Genomic DNA, 15,232 nt, shown 5'->3' with positions numbered 1-15,232 from the left:
CTTTCCGACAGGTCCGGATGGCCTCATTCGGCCGCGCCGCCGCATGCCCGGAGGCCGGCACGCCGGTCGCCGGACGGCCACCGAGGAGGCACGACGTGCGCGGACGGCAGCCCGTTCGACGGGTTACCTGCCTGCTCGCCATCGCGGCGGTCGGCGCCGCCACCGCCTGCGGCACCGACCCGACGACCACCGCCCGGACGACTCCCGCCGTCGACACGTCGACCCCGACCCACCGGGACGTCGACGAGCAGGCGGCCAGGAAGGCGGCGCTGGCCGCGTACGCCGGATATCTCGCCGCCTCCCGCACGGCGAGCGGGCGCAGCGACCCCCACCACCCGGACCTGTCGCGGTTCCTCGCCGACCCGCTGCTGACCCGGGTTCGACTGTCCATCCGCGAGGCGAAGGAGCACGGTGCGATGCGTACCGGCACGTTGGTCTCCGATCCCACAGTGACCGCGGTGAGCCTGGATTCGAGCCCGCCGACGGTGGAGATCCAGGACTGCCTGGACGCGACCGGCTACCGCCTGGTGTACGCCAGGAACAAGCGGGTCGTCCCCGGCACCAGGGGGACCCGGCACCTGGCCACCGCCAACGCCACCCGCTACCCGGACGGCCGCTGGTTGATCAACGCCGGCGCAGCCCACGAGGACCTGCCGTGCTGACCTGGGGAGGAAGGGGCGCCCCGGCCCTCACGTCGGCCGCGGCCGGGGCGACCCGACCGCGTACCGACGGCGGCCGGGCCGGGGCGACCCGCCGGGCGCTCGCCGGCGCCGGACTGGCCCTGCTGCTGGCGCTCGGGGCGGCCGTGCCCGCGATCGCCGCCGGGCGCGCGGGCCCCGGCGCGGAGTGCCCACCCGGGCAGAACGACTGCAGCGTCTGGGACGACGACCCCGGTACCCCGGGCGGCGGCGGGGACACCGGCGGGGGCGGCGACCCCGGCGGTGGGGACTCCGGTGGCGGCGGCGGGAAGTGCCAGTGGAACGGCCGCACCGTCAAGTGCTACGACGACGTGCTCGGCTGGTTCAACAACGGCGACGGCTGCTACTACAGGCTCTCCGAGCCACAGCAGGAGGCCCCCGAGGGCAAGCAGTGGTACACGCGCACCTGCAACGGCGGCGACCTCGGCACCCAGACCGAAGTCCTGCTGGACGCCCCGCCGCCCGGGTTCGGCGCGCCGCCCGACCCGGAGGAACTCGCCCGGCGGGCGCTGGCCAAGATCACCATCGCGGCGCCCCGGATCGCGGTCGCCCCCCGCCGCAGCAAGGGGCCCGGCCTGGTCGGGCTGCCGGTCTGGATGTGGGGCAGCGACGACGATCCCAAGTACTTCGGGCCGACCCAGGAGGCGTCGGAGACCGAGCGGGGGCTGACCGTGGAGATCACGGCGACGTTCGACCGGATCGTCTGGGACATGGGCAACGGCCGCACGGTCACCTGCGCCGGCCCCGGCACCCCCTACCGGGCCGGTGGCAGGTACGCCGGCCGCCCCTCCCCGGACTGCGGCTACGACAGCGGCTACCCAAAGGCCGACGAGTACTGGGTACGCGCCACGACGTACTGGACCGTGACCTGGCGCGGCGGCGGCGAGAGCGGCGTCATCCCCCTCACCCGGACGACGGGCACGGTCCCCGTCCGGATCAACGAACTACAGGTGGTGTCCGAGTGAGTGTGGCTACCCGTAACGGAACCGGACCGGTGGACGCGCCGGTCGCCCCGCCGAAGGTGGTGCGGCAGCGTCGGATGCGACCCGGGCTGCTCGGCCTGGCCGTGCTGCTGATCGCCCTCGGCGGTCTGGGCGCGGCGTTCGCGGTCACCTCCGTACGCGCCACCGGCAGCTACCTCGCCGTGGCCCGACCGGTCGAGGTCGGCCGGCAGATCAGCGCCGACGACCTGGTGCCGGTGCAGGTGGCCGGCGGCCAGGGCCTGTCCCCGGTCCCGGCTGGCCGGCTCGACGAGGTGCTCGGCAAGCGGGCCGCCGTGTCGCTGACCCCCGGGACGCTGCTGACCATGGCCCAGCTCACCGACGACCCGCTGCTCGGCCCCGGGCAGCAGCAGCTCGCGCTGGGTCTCGGGCCCGCCGAGGTGCCCGCCCGCGAGCTGCACCCCGGCGACAAGGTCCTGCTGGTCAGCACGCCCGACGGCAACGACGACCGCCCGGTGGGCGCCGCCACCCGGTTCGAGGCGACGGTCATCGACACCGCGACATCCGACGATGACGACGAGGTGGTGGTCTACCTGGCGCTCGCCGTGCGGGACGTGCCGGCCGTGGTGGCGCTCTCCGCGCAGGAACGGATCGCCGTCGTGCTGACCGAGGCGGCCTGAGCATGGCGATCATCGCGCTGGTGTCGGCGAAGGGTTCCCCGGGCGTCACCACCTCGGCCCTGGCCTGCGCCCTGAGCTGGGACCGGCGGCTGGTGCTCGCCGAGTGCGACCCGGCCGGCGGGTCCATCCTCGCCGGCTACCTGGGCGGCGCGCTCGACGGCCCCCGGGGCATCGGCGAGCTGGCGGTCGGCGAGCTGCGCGACGGCAACCTGGAGACCGCGTTCTGGTCGCAACTGGTCGACCTGGACGCGCCGAAGCGGGAACGGCTGCTGCTGCCCGGCGTCGTCGACCCCGCGCAGGCCGGCAGCGTCACCCCGCTCTGGCAGCGGTTCGCCGACTTCTTCGCCAGCCTCGAGCGCGGCGACCCGCCGTACGACGTGCTCGTCGACTGCGGGCGGCTGCACGTCGTCGGTCCACCCTGGCCGATCCTGCGCGCGGCCTCGGTGGTGCTGCTGGTCAGCCGCGCCCGGCTGCCCGACCTGTCCGGCACCCGCGCGATGGTCAGGGCGGTCGAGCGGGACTTCGCCGAGCACCGGGTGCCGCCGGGCAGCCTGCGGCTGCTGCTGGTCGGCGACGGCCACGGCAGCGGCGAGGTGAGCAAGGCGCTGCGGCTGCCGGTGGTCGCCCGGCTGCCGGACGACCCGCGTACGGCCGAGGTGCTCAGCCTGGGCGGCACCGTGCGGGCCGGTCGGCCGCTGATGCGCGCGGCCGGTGCCCTGGAGGTGCCGGTCGGGGCGCTGTCGGAGCGGCGGCGCGCCCGGCTGGCCTGGCCCGTGTCGCAGGGGGTGCCGGATGCGGTTTGAACCGGTCTCCGCCGATCCGCGCCGACAGCCGCCCGGCACCGCCACCCCGCCCGGTGCCACCGCCACCGCACCGCCCGGCGTCACCTCCACCGCGCCGCCGCTGCCCCCGCCCAACGGGCGGCACCACCAGCCGGCGCCGCTTCCGGTGCCGCTGGCCGGGCCGCCGCCGGAGCCGCCGCCCCGGGCCCGGGTCGACTTCCACGTGGTCCGCGAGCTGCGTCGGGAACTCAGCGAACGGCTCACCCGGTGGCAGCGCGGCCGGGAGTTCACCGTCGACGAGGAGGACACCGAGCGCGCCCGGCTCGCGGTCGCGGTGGTGGCCGAGTACGCCGACGCGGTGCGCCGCGCGGGCACCCCGATGGCGGCCGGCGAGGAACGGCTCCTGCTCGACCAGGTGACCGCCGAGCTGGCCGGGCTCGGCCGCCTCCAGACACTGCTGGTCGACGACACCATCGAGGAGGTGCACATCCTCGGCTGCGACCAGGTGCGCGTCACCCGGCACGGCGGCGGGGTGGACTGGGCCGAGCCGATCGCCGACAGCGACGACGAACTGGTGGAGATCCTCCAGGCGGCGGCCCGCCGCGCCGGGGCCACCGAGCGGTCGCTGTCGACCTCCAAGCCCACCCTCGACCTGCAACTGCCCGACGGCAGCCGGCTGGCCGCGGTGTTCCTGGTCAGCCACCGCCCGTACGCGGTGATCCGCAAGCACAACACGCTGGACGTGAGCCTGGACGACCTCGCCGGCGGCCGGGGCGACCTGGACGAGATGATCGACCCGTTGGTGCGCGACTTCCTGCGCGCCTCCATGCGGGCCGGGCTGAACATCATGGTGGCCGGCCTGGCCGGGGCCGGGAAGACCACGGTCATCCGGGCGCTGATGGACGAGATCCCGGCCGACGAGCCGTACGTGCTGCTGGAGGAGAGCCGGGAGCTGCTGCCGGCCCGTCGCCGGCTCAAGCACCGGGCGGTGATGAGCTTCGAGGCACGGGAGGGGCACGGCGAGCGCGGGCCGGACGGCCGACCGGCCGGCGAGGTGAGCATCGCCGACCTGATCCCCGTCTCGCTGCGGATGGGCGTGCTGCGGATCATCGTCGGCGAGGTCCGGTCCCGGGAGATCGTCCCGATGCTCCAGGCCATGACGACCAGCCGCGGCTCGATGTGCACCATCCACGCGCGTACGCCCGCCGGGGTGAGCGAGCGGATCATCGAGCTGGCGCTGGCGCACGGCCGGGAGATGACCGTCGACCAGGCCCGCCGGATGGCCGGCAACGCGCTCGACCTGATCGTCTACGTCACCGTCGAGGACGAGACCGCGATCGGCGGGCGCAAGCACCGCTTCGTCTCGCACGTCGAGGAGGTCATCGGCGTGGGCGACGGCAACCGGATCACCACCACGCAGGTGTTCGGTCCCGGGCCGGACGGGCGGGCGGTGCCCCGGCACCTGCCCGAGCGGATCCGCGCCCAGCTCCTCCGGGTCGGCTACGACGCCCGGCTGCTCAGCCGGTGGATCGAGGCCGGCACGGGCGCCTGGCGGCGGCCCCGGCAGACCCGGCTCGGGCGGCGGTGACCTGCGGTGCTGGACAACGTCGAACTCGTCGCGGTGGTCTCCGGGGCCGCCTGCGTCGCCGGGCTGCTGCTGGCGGTCGTCGCGCTCGTCGGCACCCGCCGGCCGCCCGGCGGGCCCGGCGCGGGCCGGGGGCTGGAGCGCCTGTGGAAGGGCTCCGGCGCCAGCCCGCGCGAGCAGCGGGCGCACCAGGCCCTGCTGGTCGGCGCGCTGGTCGCCGGCGCGCTGGCCTTCCTGTTCACCGGCCTGCCGGTGGTCGGCCTGCTGGTCGTGGTGGCGGTCCCCGGCACCCCGTGGCTGTTCTCGGTCGGCAAGGCCGAGCAGCGGGCCATCGCCCGGATCGAGGCGGTCGGCGAGTGGACCCGCCGGCTCAAGGACGTCTCGGCCACCGGCCAGGGCCTCCAGCAGACGATCATCGGCACGGTCACCACCGCGCCCGAGGAGATCCAGGAGGAGGTACGACTGCTCGCCGCCCGCCTCCAGGCCGGCTGGCTGGCCCGCTCCGCGCTGCTCGCCTTCGCCGACGAGATCGGCGACCCGGTCTGCGACCAGGTGGTGGCGGCGCTGATCCTGCACGTGACCGACCGGGGCGAGCGCCTCGGCGACGTGCTCGGCTCGATCGCGCACGCGGCGGCGGCCGAGGTGGCCACCCGCCGGGAGATCGAGGCGAAGCGCACCCAGCCCCGGTTCGCGGTCCGCTTCCTCACCGGGATGACCCTCGCCACCGTCGCGTACGGGCTGCTCAACACCGAGTACGTCAGCCCGTACGGCACGCCCTTCGGGCAGCTCGTGATGGCGGCCCTCGGCGCGGCCTTCGTCGGCCTGCTGGCCTGGGTGCGGTCGATGAGCCAGCCGCGCCGGCCGGCGCGCTTCCTGCCCGCCCCCGACCCGCAGGAGGTGCTCGCGTGAGCGCGAGGAGTGAGCTTGCGAGCCCCACAGTCGCGAACGAAAGGCCGGCCCCGTGAGCGCGAGGAGTGAGCTTGCGAGCCCCGCAGTCGCGAACGAAAGGCCAGCCCTGTGAGCGTGGTCCTCAACTGGCAGCTCGCGCTCGCCGTCTGCGGCGGGGCGGCCGTCGGGCTGGGCGCCTTCCTGGTGGTGCGCGAACTGGTGCCGGCCACCCCGGCGCTCGGGCCTGCGCTGCGCCGGCTGCACCAACCGCCCGGCGGCGGGCAGCTCACCGCCCCCGCCGACCGGCGGCTGGAGTGGCTGACCGGGCTGAGCCGCTGGCTACGGCCACCGCACCGGCAGCTCGCCCTGATCGACCGGACCCCCGAGCAGTACGCCCTGTCGATGCTGCTCTCCGCGCTGATCGGGCTCGCCGCGCCGACGCTGCTCGGGGGCACCCTCCTCGCCGTCGGCGTACGGCTGCCGGTGGTCGTGCCCGTGCTCGGCAGCCTCGGGCTGGCGGTGCTCTGCGCCCTGGTCGCGCACCGGGCGGTGCTGGACCGGGCGGACAGGGCCCGCGACGAGTTCCGCCAGGCCGTCTGCACCTACCTGGACCTGGTCGCGTTGCAGCTCGCCGCCGCCCACGGGCCGGTGCAGTCGCTGGAACGGGCGGCGGCGGTCTGCGACGGCTGGGTCTTCGACCGCATCTCGGAGGCGCTGCGGATCGCCCAGATGCAGATGCACTCGCCGTGGGACGAGCTGCGCGACCTCGCCGAGCGCATCGGCATCCCGGAGCTGGGCGACGTCGGGGCGATCATGCGCTCCTCCGGCAGCGAGGGCGCGCAGGTGCACGAGACCCTGCGCAGCCGCGCGGACTCACTGCGCGACCAGATCCGCACCGACAACCTGGCCCGGGCCGAGGGGGTGACCAGCCGCCTCGACATCCCCGGGGCGCTGCTCGTCTTCGTCCTGCTCGGCTTCGCGGTCTACCCGTTCATCGCCCGCCTCTGATCCGACCCCGAGAGAAGGAGCCCGTCATGTCCGTCATCACCTACCTGCACGTCGCGCTGGCGGCGCGGCTGGCCGAGCTGCGCCGCGACGGCGAACGGGGGGACAGCCCCGTACCCACCGCCGTGATCATCTTCGGCCTGGTCGCCGTCGCGATGGCGGTCACCGCCGCCGCCCTCGGTGCGGCCAACGACTGGATGGACAACATCCCGAAGCACCAGGACCCGAAGTAGCCCTGATCCGTGAGCCGCGCAGACTCCTCGCCGGGGCGCCGGGCGACCACCGTCGCCCGGTGCCCTGCCCTGGCCGCCGCCCGGCCGCCCGCACCGGCCGCCGCCCGGCCCGGTCCAGCCGTCGCCCGCCGCCCCGGCCTGGCCGTCGCCCGGCGCCCCGGTCCAGCCGCCGCCCGCCGCTCCGGCCTGGCCGTCGCCCGGCGCCTGGCAGCCGGCGGGACCGACCGGGGGGCCAACCCGGTCGAGCTGGCGGTGGCGATGCCGGCGATCCTGCTGCTGCTCTTCGCCTCGATCCAGACCGCGGCCTGGTTCGTCGCCCGTTCCACCGCGCTGAACGCCGCGCAGAGCGCGGTCAACGCGCAACGGCTGCACCAGGCGCCGCCCGGGGCCGGCGAGGCCCGGGCCACCCGGTTCCTGCGGGCCGCCGGCGGCTGGCTCGTCGACTGGGACAAGCCCGCCCCGAGCTGCGAGAGCACCACGACCGAGGTGACCTGCACGGTGCGCGGTCGCTCCCTGTCGGTCGTCCCCGGGGTCGACTTCCCGGTGCGGCAGACCGCGCACGGGACGGTGGAACGGTGGACCACGCCGTGAGCCGTACCGCCGAGCGGGGCTCGGTCTCGATCGAGGTGGCGGTGCTCGCCCCGGCCTTCATCGCGCTGATCGTGCTGGCCGGGGTCACGGGGCGTACCGCCGTGGCGGCCGAGGCCATCGACGCCGCCGCCCACGACGCCGCCCGCGCCGCGTCGATCTCCCGGGACGCCCGCACCGCCCGCGCGGAGGCGCGGGACGCGGCCCGCCGGCAGCTCGACTGGCGGGGCCTGGACTGCGCCGGCAGCCCGGAGGTGACCTTCAGCGGCGCGGTACGCGGCAAACCCACCACCCTCGACGCGGCGTTCCGCGGCCCCGCCGGGCAGGACGCCTCGGTCACCGTGCGGATCGCCTGCACCGTCTCCTACCGGGACCTGCACCTGTCCGTCCTGCCGGGGATGCCCGCCGGCAAGCGGGTGTCGGCGAGCTTCACCTCGCCGCTGGACCGCTACCGGAGTAGAGCTCTCGGGTTCGGGATTACTGAAGCTACTTCGAGCACGAACCCGAGGGCGGGTGACGTGTGATGAGTGTGTGGGTGTGCTTCAGTTCCGGAAGCGGCGATGGCGAGAGCGTCAGCCGGGCTGGCTGGAACGGTGGATCCCTCCGTCTAGCTGTTCGTGGCGGGAACGCGGCCGATGGCGGTGAAGAACGTGAAAGCGGCCAGGAACGGGCCGTTGGTCAGGCTGGTGAGCCAGGTCCGGGCGGCGTTCTCGTCGAGGGCTCCGGACTGCCAAGCGCGCTAGGCGACGGCGGGCATCCGCAGGATGGCGTCTGCGGCTTGGTAGTCGTGGAACATGGCGACGGTGGCCTCGATGGAGGCGACTTCGAACCCGACGTCGTTGAGGAGCCGGCCGAGTTGCCGCCCGATAGCGGCGTTGCGAACCACCTTGCTGGTGACGTAGCGGGTGTAGGCGCGGCTCGTTGCGGTGTCGGTGGCGTCGATGGCGAGGGTGTCCCAGTCTGGTTCCGCCAGTGCGACCAGGCCGCCGGGACGTACGACCCGTCGCAACTCGGCCAGCGCCTGGCGGGGGTCGGCGAGGTGTTGCAGCACGCGATCGGTGCGTGCACGGTCGATGCTGGCGTCGTCGAGCGGCAGGGCGTGGGCATCGCCGGCTCGGACCGTGACGTGTGCGTGCGCGGCGGTTCGTTGCTGGGCTTGTTCCAGCATCGCTGGGTCGTGATCGATGCCGATGACGGCTCCCCTGTCTCCGACCGCGGTGGCCAGCGCGGGAAGGTCGGTTCCGGGCCCGCACCCGACATCGAGCACCACGTGGCCTGGGCGCAGGTCCAGCGCCGTGAGAAGTTGCTGCTTGTATTGGCGTCCGGGATCGCTGGCGGCGGCTTGGTCGAGGTAGGCGATCTGGTCGGCGGCGCGCAGGGTGCTGCTGGGCGGGGTCATGGGAGCAGGAAACCACAGTCGCCACCGGGCGTGGGGGTGATGCTGTGGTGGTTGTGTGAAGATCAAGTCCTGAGGTTCGGCGGGTCAGCCGGTGGCGGAATCGCGGTCTGCGGTCGGACCGATGAGACCAGGGTGGTCGACGGTAGCGGTGTAGCGGGTGCTGGCCTGCACCGAAAGGCCGAACAGGTCGACGAGGCGGCGAACGTCGCCGTCGGTGGCGTGGGCTTCGTTGAGGATGCGGTCTTCGCGTATCGCGGTGCCGGACAGTCCTTCGCCGGTGACGAGCCAGATCCAGCGTTGCCCAACGGCCGCGTCTGGCCGGCAGGCGGTGCGGTAGTGCAGGAAGAAGTGGTCGTTGAGGGTGTTGGGCCATTGTGTGTCGCGGTAGTCGAGCCAGCGCTTGAGGCGAATCAGTACCGGTTCGGCGAGGACGATGACTCGGCCGTCGATGTGCAGGCGCCCGTCGCGCAGGTCGGTGGTTTTCATCCGGCGGATGTGGCCGGGGCGCAGGCCGTGGAAGGCGATCAGGGCGACGACGGCTGCTCGGGCGACGTTGCTGGAGTTGAGGGCCTTGCGGATGGCGTTGAGGTCGACCGGCACGGGTTGACGGGTTTCGTGTTCGCCGGTCTTGACCCGGCGGGTCGGGTCGGCGAAGAGGACCTTGTGCTCCTTGAGCACCCGGAAGATCGACTTGAGCCCCTGTCCGGCGGTCGATCGGGCGTTCCCCGATGCGGGCAGGGCATCGAGCACGTCGTCCTTGGTGATTTCTCGGAGGGTCATGCGTCCGCTCACGGCCCAGGCGCAAAGGACGGGCAGGGCCCATCGGGTGTGCAGGCGGATGGTGGTCTCCGAGCGTGGCCGCCGGCGCGGGCTGGTGGGGCGGCCGCGCCGCATGACCTCGAACCAGGTAAGCAGCTCCGTGGTCATTGGCTGGGGCAGGTTCTCGATCTGGCTGTGGAACCAGGTGTCGATCGCCGGCGGTCGGTCGTCGATGAGCAGGCCGGCGTCGGTGAGGACTTCCAGGACTGTCCAGGTGCGCAGGCCGGCGGCCCGCAGCTGGAGGACGTCGGTGGCGTTGATGGGCGCGCCGGGGGTGTCCTGCAGGCCGAGCAGGATGCGCACGCCCCAGCGGGCCTCGTCGGTGTGCTTCTGGCCCCAGCGTCGGGCGGCCGCGTAGGTGCGGGTGTGCCGGTCGAGACTGTCCGCGAGAGCCTGGTCGGGTGGAGGCGGCATCGCGGCGCGGCCGCAGGCGGCCAGGTTGCGCTGCGCGGGGAACAGCAGCAGTTGCTGGTGCTCGACGGGAGGCCGCAGCGGCCGGTGGGGCTCGACCGCTGGCGGCTTGGGCTGGAAGCGGCTTCCGTCGGAGAACATGTTGGCCAGGAACAGCTGCTGCCCGTTGCGGTTGGCGGCGATGACGTCGAGCTTGTCCCGTCCGGTGCGGACCAGGGTGGCTTGCTTGCGGCAGAGCCGGCAGACGCCTTCGGCACCGAGAGCGACCTCCCGGCCGCAGGTGGGGCAGTGGTCCACCGTTGCATACTTGGCGCGCCAGGTGTTGCAGCCGTGGCAGCGCCAGTTGTGCAGCCTGGTCACGCCCCACGCGTAGCAGTCGCGGCAGGACTCGACCGGCGGGGTGGCGTAGGGGTGGCAGCGGGCGCACAGCCCGGCCGCGAAGTAGCCGTGGCGGGAGCCGCAGCGCAGGCATGGCGGCGGGGTGACCGGGCCGCCCGGCCAGCAGGTGAAGCAGCAGTCGACCTGGGGCATGGCCACCGGGTTGGTGCGGCAGGTGGTGCACCGCCGCAGGCGCGACCTGCTCATACCGGTGGCGCCGATCGGGTTCGACCCAGCCGTGGGGTGATCGGCGTGGCGGCCTCGCCGCTGGCGACGGCTGTCTTCGCGGGTCGGCGTGCGGCGACCTTGTCCGCCTCGCAGATGAGCAGGTCAGTGGGTGTGCAGTCCAGCACCGCGCAGATCAGCTCGAGGTCGTCAAGGCGGATCGTGGTCGGCGTGCCGGTCCACAACGCCGACATCTTTCCCGCGCTGACGTCCAGTCCGGCGTCGGCAAGCATGCGCCGCAGCTCGGTGGACTTCCAGATGCCGCGCTCCGCTGCCTTCATCCGCAGGTTCCACCGCATCGGATCAACCCCCCGTCGTCTCGCTCAGACGTGCCGCCACACGTTCGTTGGCCTTGGCCCAGGCATGCTCGATGTGGTGGTCGTGCACGTGGATGTAGCCCGTGGTCGTTTGCAGCCACGAATGCCCGAGCAGTTCCTGGATCGCTTTCAGGTCAACGCCTCGGGCATACATGGACGACGCGCAGTAGTGACGCAGGATGTGCGGGGTCAGTCGGCGCTGCCACTTGGGCAGCCACCTCTCCACCGCTGCGGCCAAGCCGTTGCGCAGAGCGTTGGCGCCGATGCGTTCGCACCGGCCGGTGACCGGATCGCGGCGTTCGCTGGGCAGCAGCGGCGCATGTGGGTCCTCCCAGTCGTCGCCGTACTGGTGCCGCACGTCAACCAGCCACCACTGCAGCAGCTGGCCGACCTCGTTGATCCCGGGCACCATCCGGGCCTTCGGCCCGCGGCGGTGGCTGCCCTTGCCGAACCGCACATGCAACTTGCCCAGCTCGCCCAAGTCCGGCCGCCAATCGCGGATGTCCAGCATCGCAGTCTCGGTGATACGCAACCCGGCTCGACGCCACAGAGACGCCGCCACGTAGTCCCGGGCGGCCGGAAGGTACTTCCTGGCATGCGGCAGCGCCTCGCGCCACGCGCCGAACAACGTAACCACGTCGCCATCCGACGGCGGCACCCGGGAGTTGGCGGTGTAGGGCTTGGGCGGCCGGTTGTACTCGTCGATTGGCTGCACCAGCACCTGACCGGTCAGGGCATGGATGTCACCTTGATACCGCGACAGCAGGAAATCGTAGAACTGCGCAATGGTCAACGCCTTGTCCGCCACCGTCGTCGCAGCCAGGCCCCGACCCTTCCGCAGGTGCACCAGGTACCGATCGGCGTCGCCGGGCTGGCACATCCACACCGGCTCACCGAGGAAGCGAACGAACTCGAACAATACGTACCGCTCCTTCCGGATCTGCCCATCGGTGATCCCCGAAGCCGCCGACGCCAGCGCGTACTGATCGACCAACTCCTGCTCGAAATCCTCCAACTCCGCCGCCGTGCGGAGCCGACGAGGCGAGTCGATGGACCTCACTACCGCCAGGGTCATGTCCGCCCCACTTCAGGAATCACTCGCCGACGCCTACAAGACCGACAACGAGTCAGCAATCCCGAAGTTCCGTCGAAACTCCTATCGACGCTCGGGAGGCCGCAGTGACCAGGGCTTCCGGCAGCTCAAGACATTCCGGCAGGGAAGAAACTCATGACAGTTCTGACACGGGGATGACCGCCGGTCGGGTCCGGCCGGCTCCCGCCACCCTCGGCGACGAGGGACGGGTGAGCGTCTTCCTCGCGGTGGCGATGGTCGGGATCCTCGCCGTCATCGGCATGGCCTTCGACGGCGCCGGCCAACTGCGCACGTTGCAGCGGGCCGACAACCTCGCGGCCGAGGCCGCCCGGGCCGGCGGTCAGGCCATCGACCGGGCCACCGCCATCGAGGGCGGGCCCACCCGGATCAACCGGCCACAGGCCCGCCGGGCCGTCGCCGACTACCTCGCCGCCGCCGGCGCCGCCGGCCACACCGTCAGCTTCCCGGTCGTCGACGGGGAGACCCGGGTCCGCGTACGCGTCACCGTCACCCACCACAGATCCATGCTCGGCCTGTTCGGCTTCGACGAGACCGTCACCGTCTCCGGCGAGGCGACCGCGCGGCCGCTCACCGGAGCACCGTAGGAAGGAAGGCAGCCATGGCCGCTTCGGGTCGTTCCGCCGTACGGCGGACCGGACGGATCCTGACCGGGTTCGGCGCGCTCGTCGTGCTCTGCGCGGTGCTGGTCGGCGCGCCGGTGGCGCTGCTCGCCCTCGCCGGCAACCCGCTGCCCGACCACCTGCCCACCGTCGGGGAGATCAGCGCGACGCTGACCAGCCGCGACGACGGGCGCCTCTTCCTGCGCGCGCTGGCGCTGGCCGGGTGGTCCGGGTGGGCGACGTTCGCCTTCTCCGTGCTGGTGGAACTCTGCGCGCAGGCGTTGCGCCGACCAGCGCCCCGGCTGCCGGGCATGAGCCGCCAGCAGCGGGCCGCCGCCGCCCTGGTCGGTTCGGTCGCGCTGATCATCACGGCCAGCCCGGCGGCGAGCGCGGCGACGGCCGTCGCCGGCCCGTACGCCCTGCCGGCAGCGCCGATCGCAAACGCGCCGATGGCTGTCCCGCCGCAGGCCACCTGGCCGGCCTCCGCCGCTCCGGCCGTCCAGTCCGGCCCGGCTCTGCCGCCCGCCCGCGCAGCCCACGTTGATCTGGCAACGCCGGCCACACAGGCTGCCCCGGCCACACAGGCTGCTCAGGCCGCTCAGGCTGCTCCAGCCGCCTCGGTGGCCTCGGCGGCGCAGCCTGCTCCGGCTGCCTCGGCCGACGGGACGGCGGTCTACCGGGTGGCCCGGGGCGACCATCTGGGCAGGGTTGCCGAGCGCTATCTCGACGACTTCGACGACTACCGTGAACTGGCCGCGCTGAACCGTATCGACGACCCGGACCGGATCCACCCGGGCCAGTTGCTGAAGCTCCCGCAGGAGGCCGAGGACCGGGGCGCCCGCCGGCACGCCACCGGCCGCCTCGTCGCCCGTCCCGCCGCACCCCTGCCGGCCCGGCCGGCCCCGCAGCCCACCCCGGAACAGGTCACCCCGGAGCGGGCGACGCCCCCGCCCCCGGCGCAGGTCCCGGCGCCGCCGCCGGCCGACGCGTCCGGCGACGAGGCCCCGACGCTGACGGTCGGAGCGGCCCGGGCCGGCGAGCCCGACCGCGTGAACCGGCCGCTCGCGGTCTCCGCCGTCCTCGCGGTGGCGAGCATCGTCGGCGCGCAGATCGGCGCGGTCCTTGGCCTGCGCGGCCGCCCCGCCCGCGTACCGGCAGGCGCGGCCCGCACCGCCACCACCCGCCGTCGGGGCACCAGGGGTACCGGGCGGGACGGAGGTAGTCGCAGCGAAATCGGACGCGCGACCGGACGCAACGGAACCGTACGGGCCCGGACGGCACGCGACGGAACCGAACGGGACGCGGCTCCCCGGGGCGCCAGCGCAGCCACCCACACCGGGACGACCGCGATCCCCCGCGACAACACCACCCCGGGCAGCCACGGCGACGCGGCCACCAGCCCCCGCCCGGTGGCCGGCGCCCCGGCCCGGGCCCACGCGGACACCACCCGCGAACCCCTGATCGGCCGCCACCGCCGCCCCTGACCCACCCCCCAACCCCCGGACGCCCGTCGTTGATCATCAGGTTGCAGCGACACGCCGATCAGGACGGCAACAACTTCATGATCAACGGCGTGAGGGGTGGGGTGGGGTGACGAGGTGGGGCGGGTCAGGGGAGGCGGGTCTCCAGCATGCCGTTGACGATGCGGGTGGGCAGGACCTGCTGGTCGTTGCCGGAGGGGCCGTGCACGACCTCGCCGCCGTTGAGCCGGAACGTGCTGCCGTGCCACGGGCAGACCACGCACGCGTGCCCGTCGATCTCCTGCACCTCGCCCTTGCCGAGCGGGCCGCTCTGGTGCGGGCAGCGCTCCAGCATCACCGTGACCTCGTCGCCGTGCCGGTAGAGGATCACCGAGACGTCGTCGATCTCCCGGGTGATCAGCTTTCGCTGCGGCAGGGCGGCCATGTCCGCGATCGAATGCCAGCCGTCGCTCATCCGGTGCAGCTCGGAGATGCTCTGATTGACCTGCGCGCCCTGCTTGTACGCCAGGTGCCCGCCGATGTACGCCCCCATGCTCGCGGCGCTGAGCCCGAGGAAGCCGAGCGTACGGCCGAGGTTGTGCCGGCCGGTCATCCGGGCGGCCACGGAGCCGGCGTAGAACGCCAGGCCGATGCTGTTGGAGGCGGCGTGCACCAGGCCGATCCGGCGCTGGTCTCGGGCGAGGGCTGCCCAGTCGTTGAGCCCGGCGACCGCAGCCGGCAGGGCGCTGACGGTGCCCACCGCGCACAGCGTGGTGGCGGCGCGGCGCTGCCCCTGCATCAGGTCCAGCACGGCCGTGCTGAGCCACGCGCCGACCGGCACCTGCACCATCGCCGGGTGCAGCGGGTGCCCCAGCCAGACGCCGTGCAGCAGGTCGCGGACGCGCCTTGGGCGGAGGGTGGCCTGGACGGCCCGCTGCAACCGGTCGCCGATCCGGTCCAGCGCGGAGGCCTGCTCGATCTTCGTCATGAGTGCTCGCACCCGTACCGACTTCCCGGCAGGAGCGACCGCAAACCGGTATCCGGTGACGGATCCGCAGCGGTGCGTGACGAGGTTTCTGCCGGCCCGGAACCGGGCGCGCCCCGGCCTGA

16 protein-coding genes and 1 pseudogene are annotated in these 15,232 nt (G+C 73.6%); 12 read left to right on the top strand and 5 right to left on the bottom strand.

What is annotated here, in order from left to right; translation table 11 throughout:
• Positions 1 to 95 precede the first annotated feature (95 nt).
• From AB0G14_RS04415 to AB0G14_RS04370, 10 genes are all read left to right on the top strand, one after another.
• Positions 96 to 662, top strand: a complete 567-nt coding sequence (locus AB0G14_RS04415; RefSeq protein WP_357693603.1) for a hypothetical protein — start codon at positions 96 to 98, stop codon at positions 660 to 662.
• Positions 663 to 787: 125 nt separating this feature from the next.
• Positions 788 to 1,663, top strand: a complete 876-nt coding sequence (locus AB0G14_RS04410; RefSeq protein WP_357693655.1) for a hypothetical protein — start codon at positions 788 to 790, stop codon at positions 1,661 to 1,663.
• Complete coding sequence (locus tag AB0G14_RS04405; protein WP_357693601.1) at positions 1,660 to 2,319, top strand: SAF domain-containing protein; 660 nt, start codon at positions 1,660 to 1,662, stop codon at positions 2,317 to 2,319. Before AB0G14_RS04410 ends, AB0G14_RS04405 begins: the two co-directional genes overlap by 4 nt.
• A 2-nt stretch (positions 2,320 to 2,321) precedes the next feature.
• On the top strand, positions 2,322 to 3,122 hold the full coding sequence (locus tag AB0G14_RS04400) for a ParA family protein (RefSeq protein ID WP_357693599.1): 801 nt from the start codon (positions 2,322 to 2,324) through the stop codon (positions 3,120 to 3,122).
• Positions 3,112 to 4,689 carry an ATPase, T2SS/T4P/T4SS family gene (locus AB0G14_RS04395; protein ID WP_357693597.1) on the top strand — a complete coding sequence of 526 codons (1,578 nt, stop codon included), beginning with the start codon at positions 3,112 to 3,114 and terminating at the stop codon, positions 4,687 to 4,689. The genes AB0G14_RS04400 and AB0G14_RS04395 overlap by 11 nt, the downstream gene beginning before the upstream one ends.
• A gap of 9 nt (positions 4,690 to 4,698) precedes the next feature.
• Positions 4,699 to 5,595 carry a type II secretion system F family protein gene (locus AB0G14_RS04390; protein ID WP_357693653.1) on the top strand — a complete coding sequence of 299 codons (897 nt, stop codon included), beginning with the start codon at positions 4,699 to 4,701 and terminating at the stop codon, positions 5,593 to 5,595.
• Between the two features lie 114 nt (positions 5,596 to 5,709).
• On the top strand, positions 5,710 to 6,582 hold the full coding sequence (locus AB0G14_RS04385; protein ID WP_357693651.1) for a type II secretion system F family protein: 873 nt from the start codon (positions 5,710 to 5,712) through the stop codon (positions 6,580 to 6,582).
• Between the two features lie 26 nt (positions 6,583 to 6,608).
• Entirely contained in the window at positions 6,609 to 6,812 is a 204-nt protein-coding gene (locus AB0G14_RS04380) for a hypothetical protein (RefSeq protein ID WP_350702076.1), read from the top strand.
• A gap of 186 nt (positions 6,813 to 6,998) precedes the next feature.
• Complete coding sequence (locus tag AB0G14_RS04375; RefSeq protein WP_357693649.1) at positions 6,999 to 7,403, top strand: TadE family protein; 405 nt, start codon at positions 6,999 to 7,001, stop codon at positions 7,401 to 7,403.
• On the top strand, positions 7,388 to 7,924 hold the full coding sequence (locus AB0G14_RS04370) for a TadE/TadG family type IV pilus assembly protein (protein ID WP_357693595.1): 537 nt from the start codon (positions 7,388 to 7,390) through the stop codon (positions 7,922 to 7,924). Before AB0G14_RS04375 ends, AB0G14_RS04370 begins: the two co-directional genes overlap by 16 nt.
• A gap of 215 nt (positions 7,925 to 8,139) precedes the next feature.
• Here AB0G14_RS04370 and AB0G14_RS04365 read toward each other — a convergent pair whose 3' ends face one another.
• The 4 genes from AB0G14_RS04365 to AB0G14_RS04350 all read right to left on the bottom strand — a co-directional run bounded on the left by AB0G14_RS04365 (position 8,140) and on the right by AB0G14_RS04350 (position 12,024).
• A complete protein-coding gene (locus AB0G14_RS04365; protein WP_357693593.1) occupies positions 8,140 to 8,799 on the bottom strand; it encodes a methyltransferase domain-containing protein in 660 nt (219 codons plus the stop codon).
• Between the two features lie 84 nt (positions 8,800 to 8,883).
• Positions 8,884 to 10,614 carry a hypothetical protein gene (locus AB0G14_RS04360; RefSeq protein ID WP_357693591.1) on the bottom strand — a complete coding sequence of 577 codons (1,731 nt, stop codon included), beginning with the start codon at positions 10,612 to 10,614 and terminating at the stop codon, positions 8,884 to 8,886.
• Positions 10,611 to 10,931 carry a helix-turn-helix transcriptional regulator gene (locus AB0G14_RS04355; protein ID WP_357693589.1) on the bottom strand — a complete coding sequence of 107 codons (321 nt, stop codon included), beginning with the start codon at positions 10,929 to 10,931 and terminating at the stop codon, positions 10,611 to 10,613. The genes AB0G14_RS04360 and AB0G14_RS04355 overlap by 4 nt, the downstream gene beginning before the upstream one ends.
• 4 nt (positions 10,932 to 10,935) lie before the next feature.
• Entirely contained in the window at positions 10,936 to 12,024 is a 1,089-nt protein-coding gene (locus AB0G14_RS04350) for a tyrosine-type recombinase/integrase (RefSeq protein ID WP_357693587.1), read from the bottom strand.
• A 173-nt stretch (positions 12,025 to 12,197) separates the two neighbouring features.
• Here AB0G14_RS04350 and AB0G14_RS04345 point away from each other — a divergent pair, with 173 nt between their 5' ends.
• Both AB0G14_RS04345 and AB0G14_RS04340 read left to right on the top strand, forming a co-directional pair.
• Positions 12,198 to 12,647 (top strand): hypothetical protein, encoded by a 450-nt coding sequence (locus AB0G14_RS04345; RefSeq protein ID WP_357693585.1) that lies wholly within the window; start codon positions 12,198 to 12,200, stop codon positions 12,645 to 12,647.
• Between the two features lie 14 nt (positions 12,648 to 12,661).
• Positions 12,662 to 13,822, top strand: a pseudogene (locus AB0G14_RS04340) (LysM domain-containing protein); the annotation flags it as partial.
• Between the two features lie 448 nt (positions 13,823 to 14,270).
• On the opposite strand, the gene AB0G14_RS04335 reads toward AB0G14_RS04340, so the two are convergent.
• Positions 14,271 to 15,110, bottom strand: a complete 840-nt coding sequence (locus tag AB0G14_RS04335; protein WP_357693583.1) for a Rieske (2Fe-2S) protein — start codon at positions 15,108 to 15,110, stop codon at positions 14,271 to 14,273.
• Positions 15,111 to 15,232 lie beyond the last annotated feature (122 nt).

The sequence above is a fragment of the Micromonospora sp. NPDC023814 genome (assembly GCF_040639595.1).
Taxonomy (GTDB): Bacteria; Actinomycetota; Actinomycetes; order Mycobacteriales; family Micromonosporaceae; genus Micromonospora.
The sequence above is the reverse complement of the archived record's forward strand: the minus strand, read 5'-3'. Positions and strand labels throughout refer to the sequence as shown.

What these genes read in the sequence shown, in the direction of transcription:
- AB0G14_RS04360 (WP_357693591.1), bottom strand. Translation starts at nt 10,614, where the DNA reads ATGAGCAGGTCGCGCCTGCGGCGGTGCACCACCTGCCGCACCAACCCG.
- AB0G14_RS04345 (WP_357693585.1), top strand. Translation starts at nt 12,198, where the DNA reads ATGACCGCCGGTCGGGTCCGGCCGGCTCCCGCCACCCTCGGCGACGAG.
- AB0G14_RS04355 (WP_357693589.1), bottom strand. Translation starts at nt 10,931, where the DNA reads ATGCGGTGGAACCTGCGGATGAAGGCAGCGGAGCGCGGCATCTGGAAG.
- AB0G14_RS04380 (WP_350702076.1), top strand. Translation starts at nt 6,609, where the DNA reads ATGTCCGTCATCACCTACCTGCACGTCGCGCTGGCGGCGCGGCTGGCC.
- AB0G14_RS04400 (WP_357693599.1), top strand. Translation starts at nt 2,322, where the DNA reads ATGGCGATCATCGCGCTGGTGTCGGCGAAGGGTTCCCCGGGCGTCACC.
- AB0G14_RS04350 (WP_357693587.1), bottom strand. Translation starts at nt 12,024, where the DNA reads ATGACCCTGGCGGTAGTGAGGTCCATCGACTCGCCTCGTCGGCTCCGC.
- AB0G14_RS04335 (WP_357693583.1), bottom strand. Translation starts at nt 15,110, where the DNA reads ATGACGAAGATCGAGCAGGCCTCCGCGCTGGACCGGATCGGCGACCGG.
- AB0G14_RS04395 (WP_357693597.1), top strand. Translation starts at nt 3,112, where the DNA reads ATGCGGTTTGAACCGGTCTCCGCCGATCCGCGCCGACAGCCGCCCGGC.
- AB0G14_RS04365 (WP_357693593.1), bottom strand. Translation starts at nt 8,799, where the DNA reads ATGACCCCGCCCAGCAGCACCCTGCGCGCCGCCGACCAGATCGCCTAC.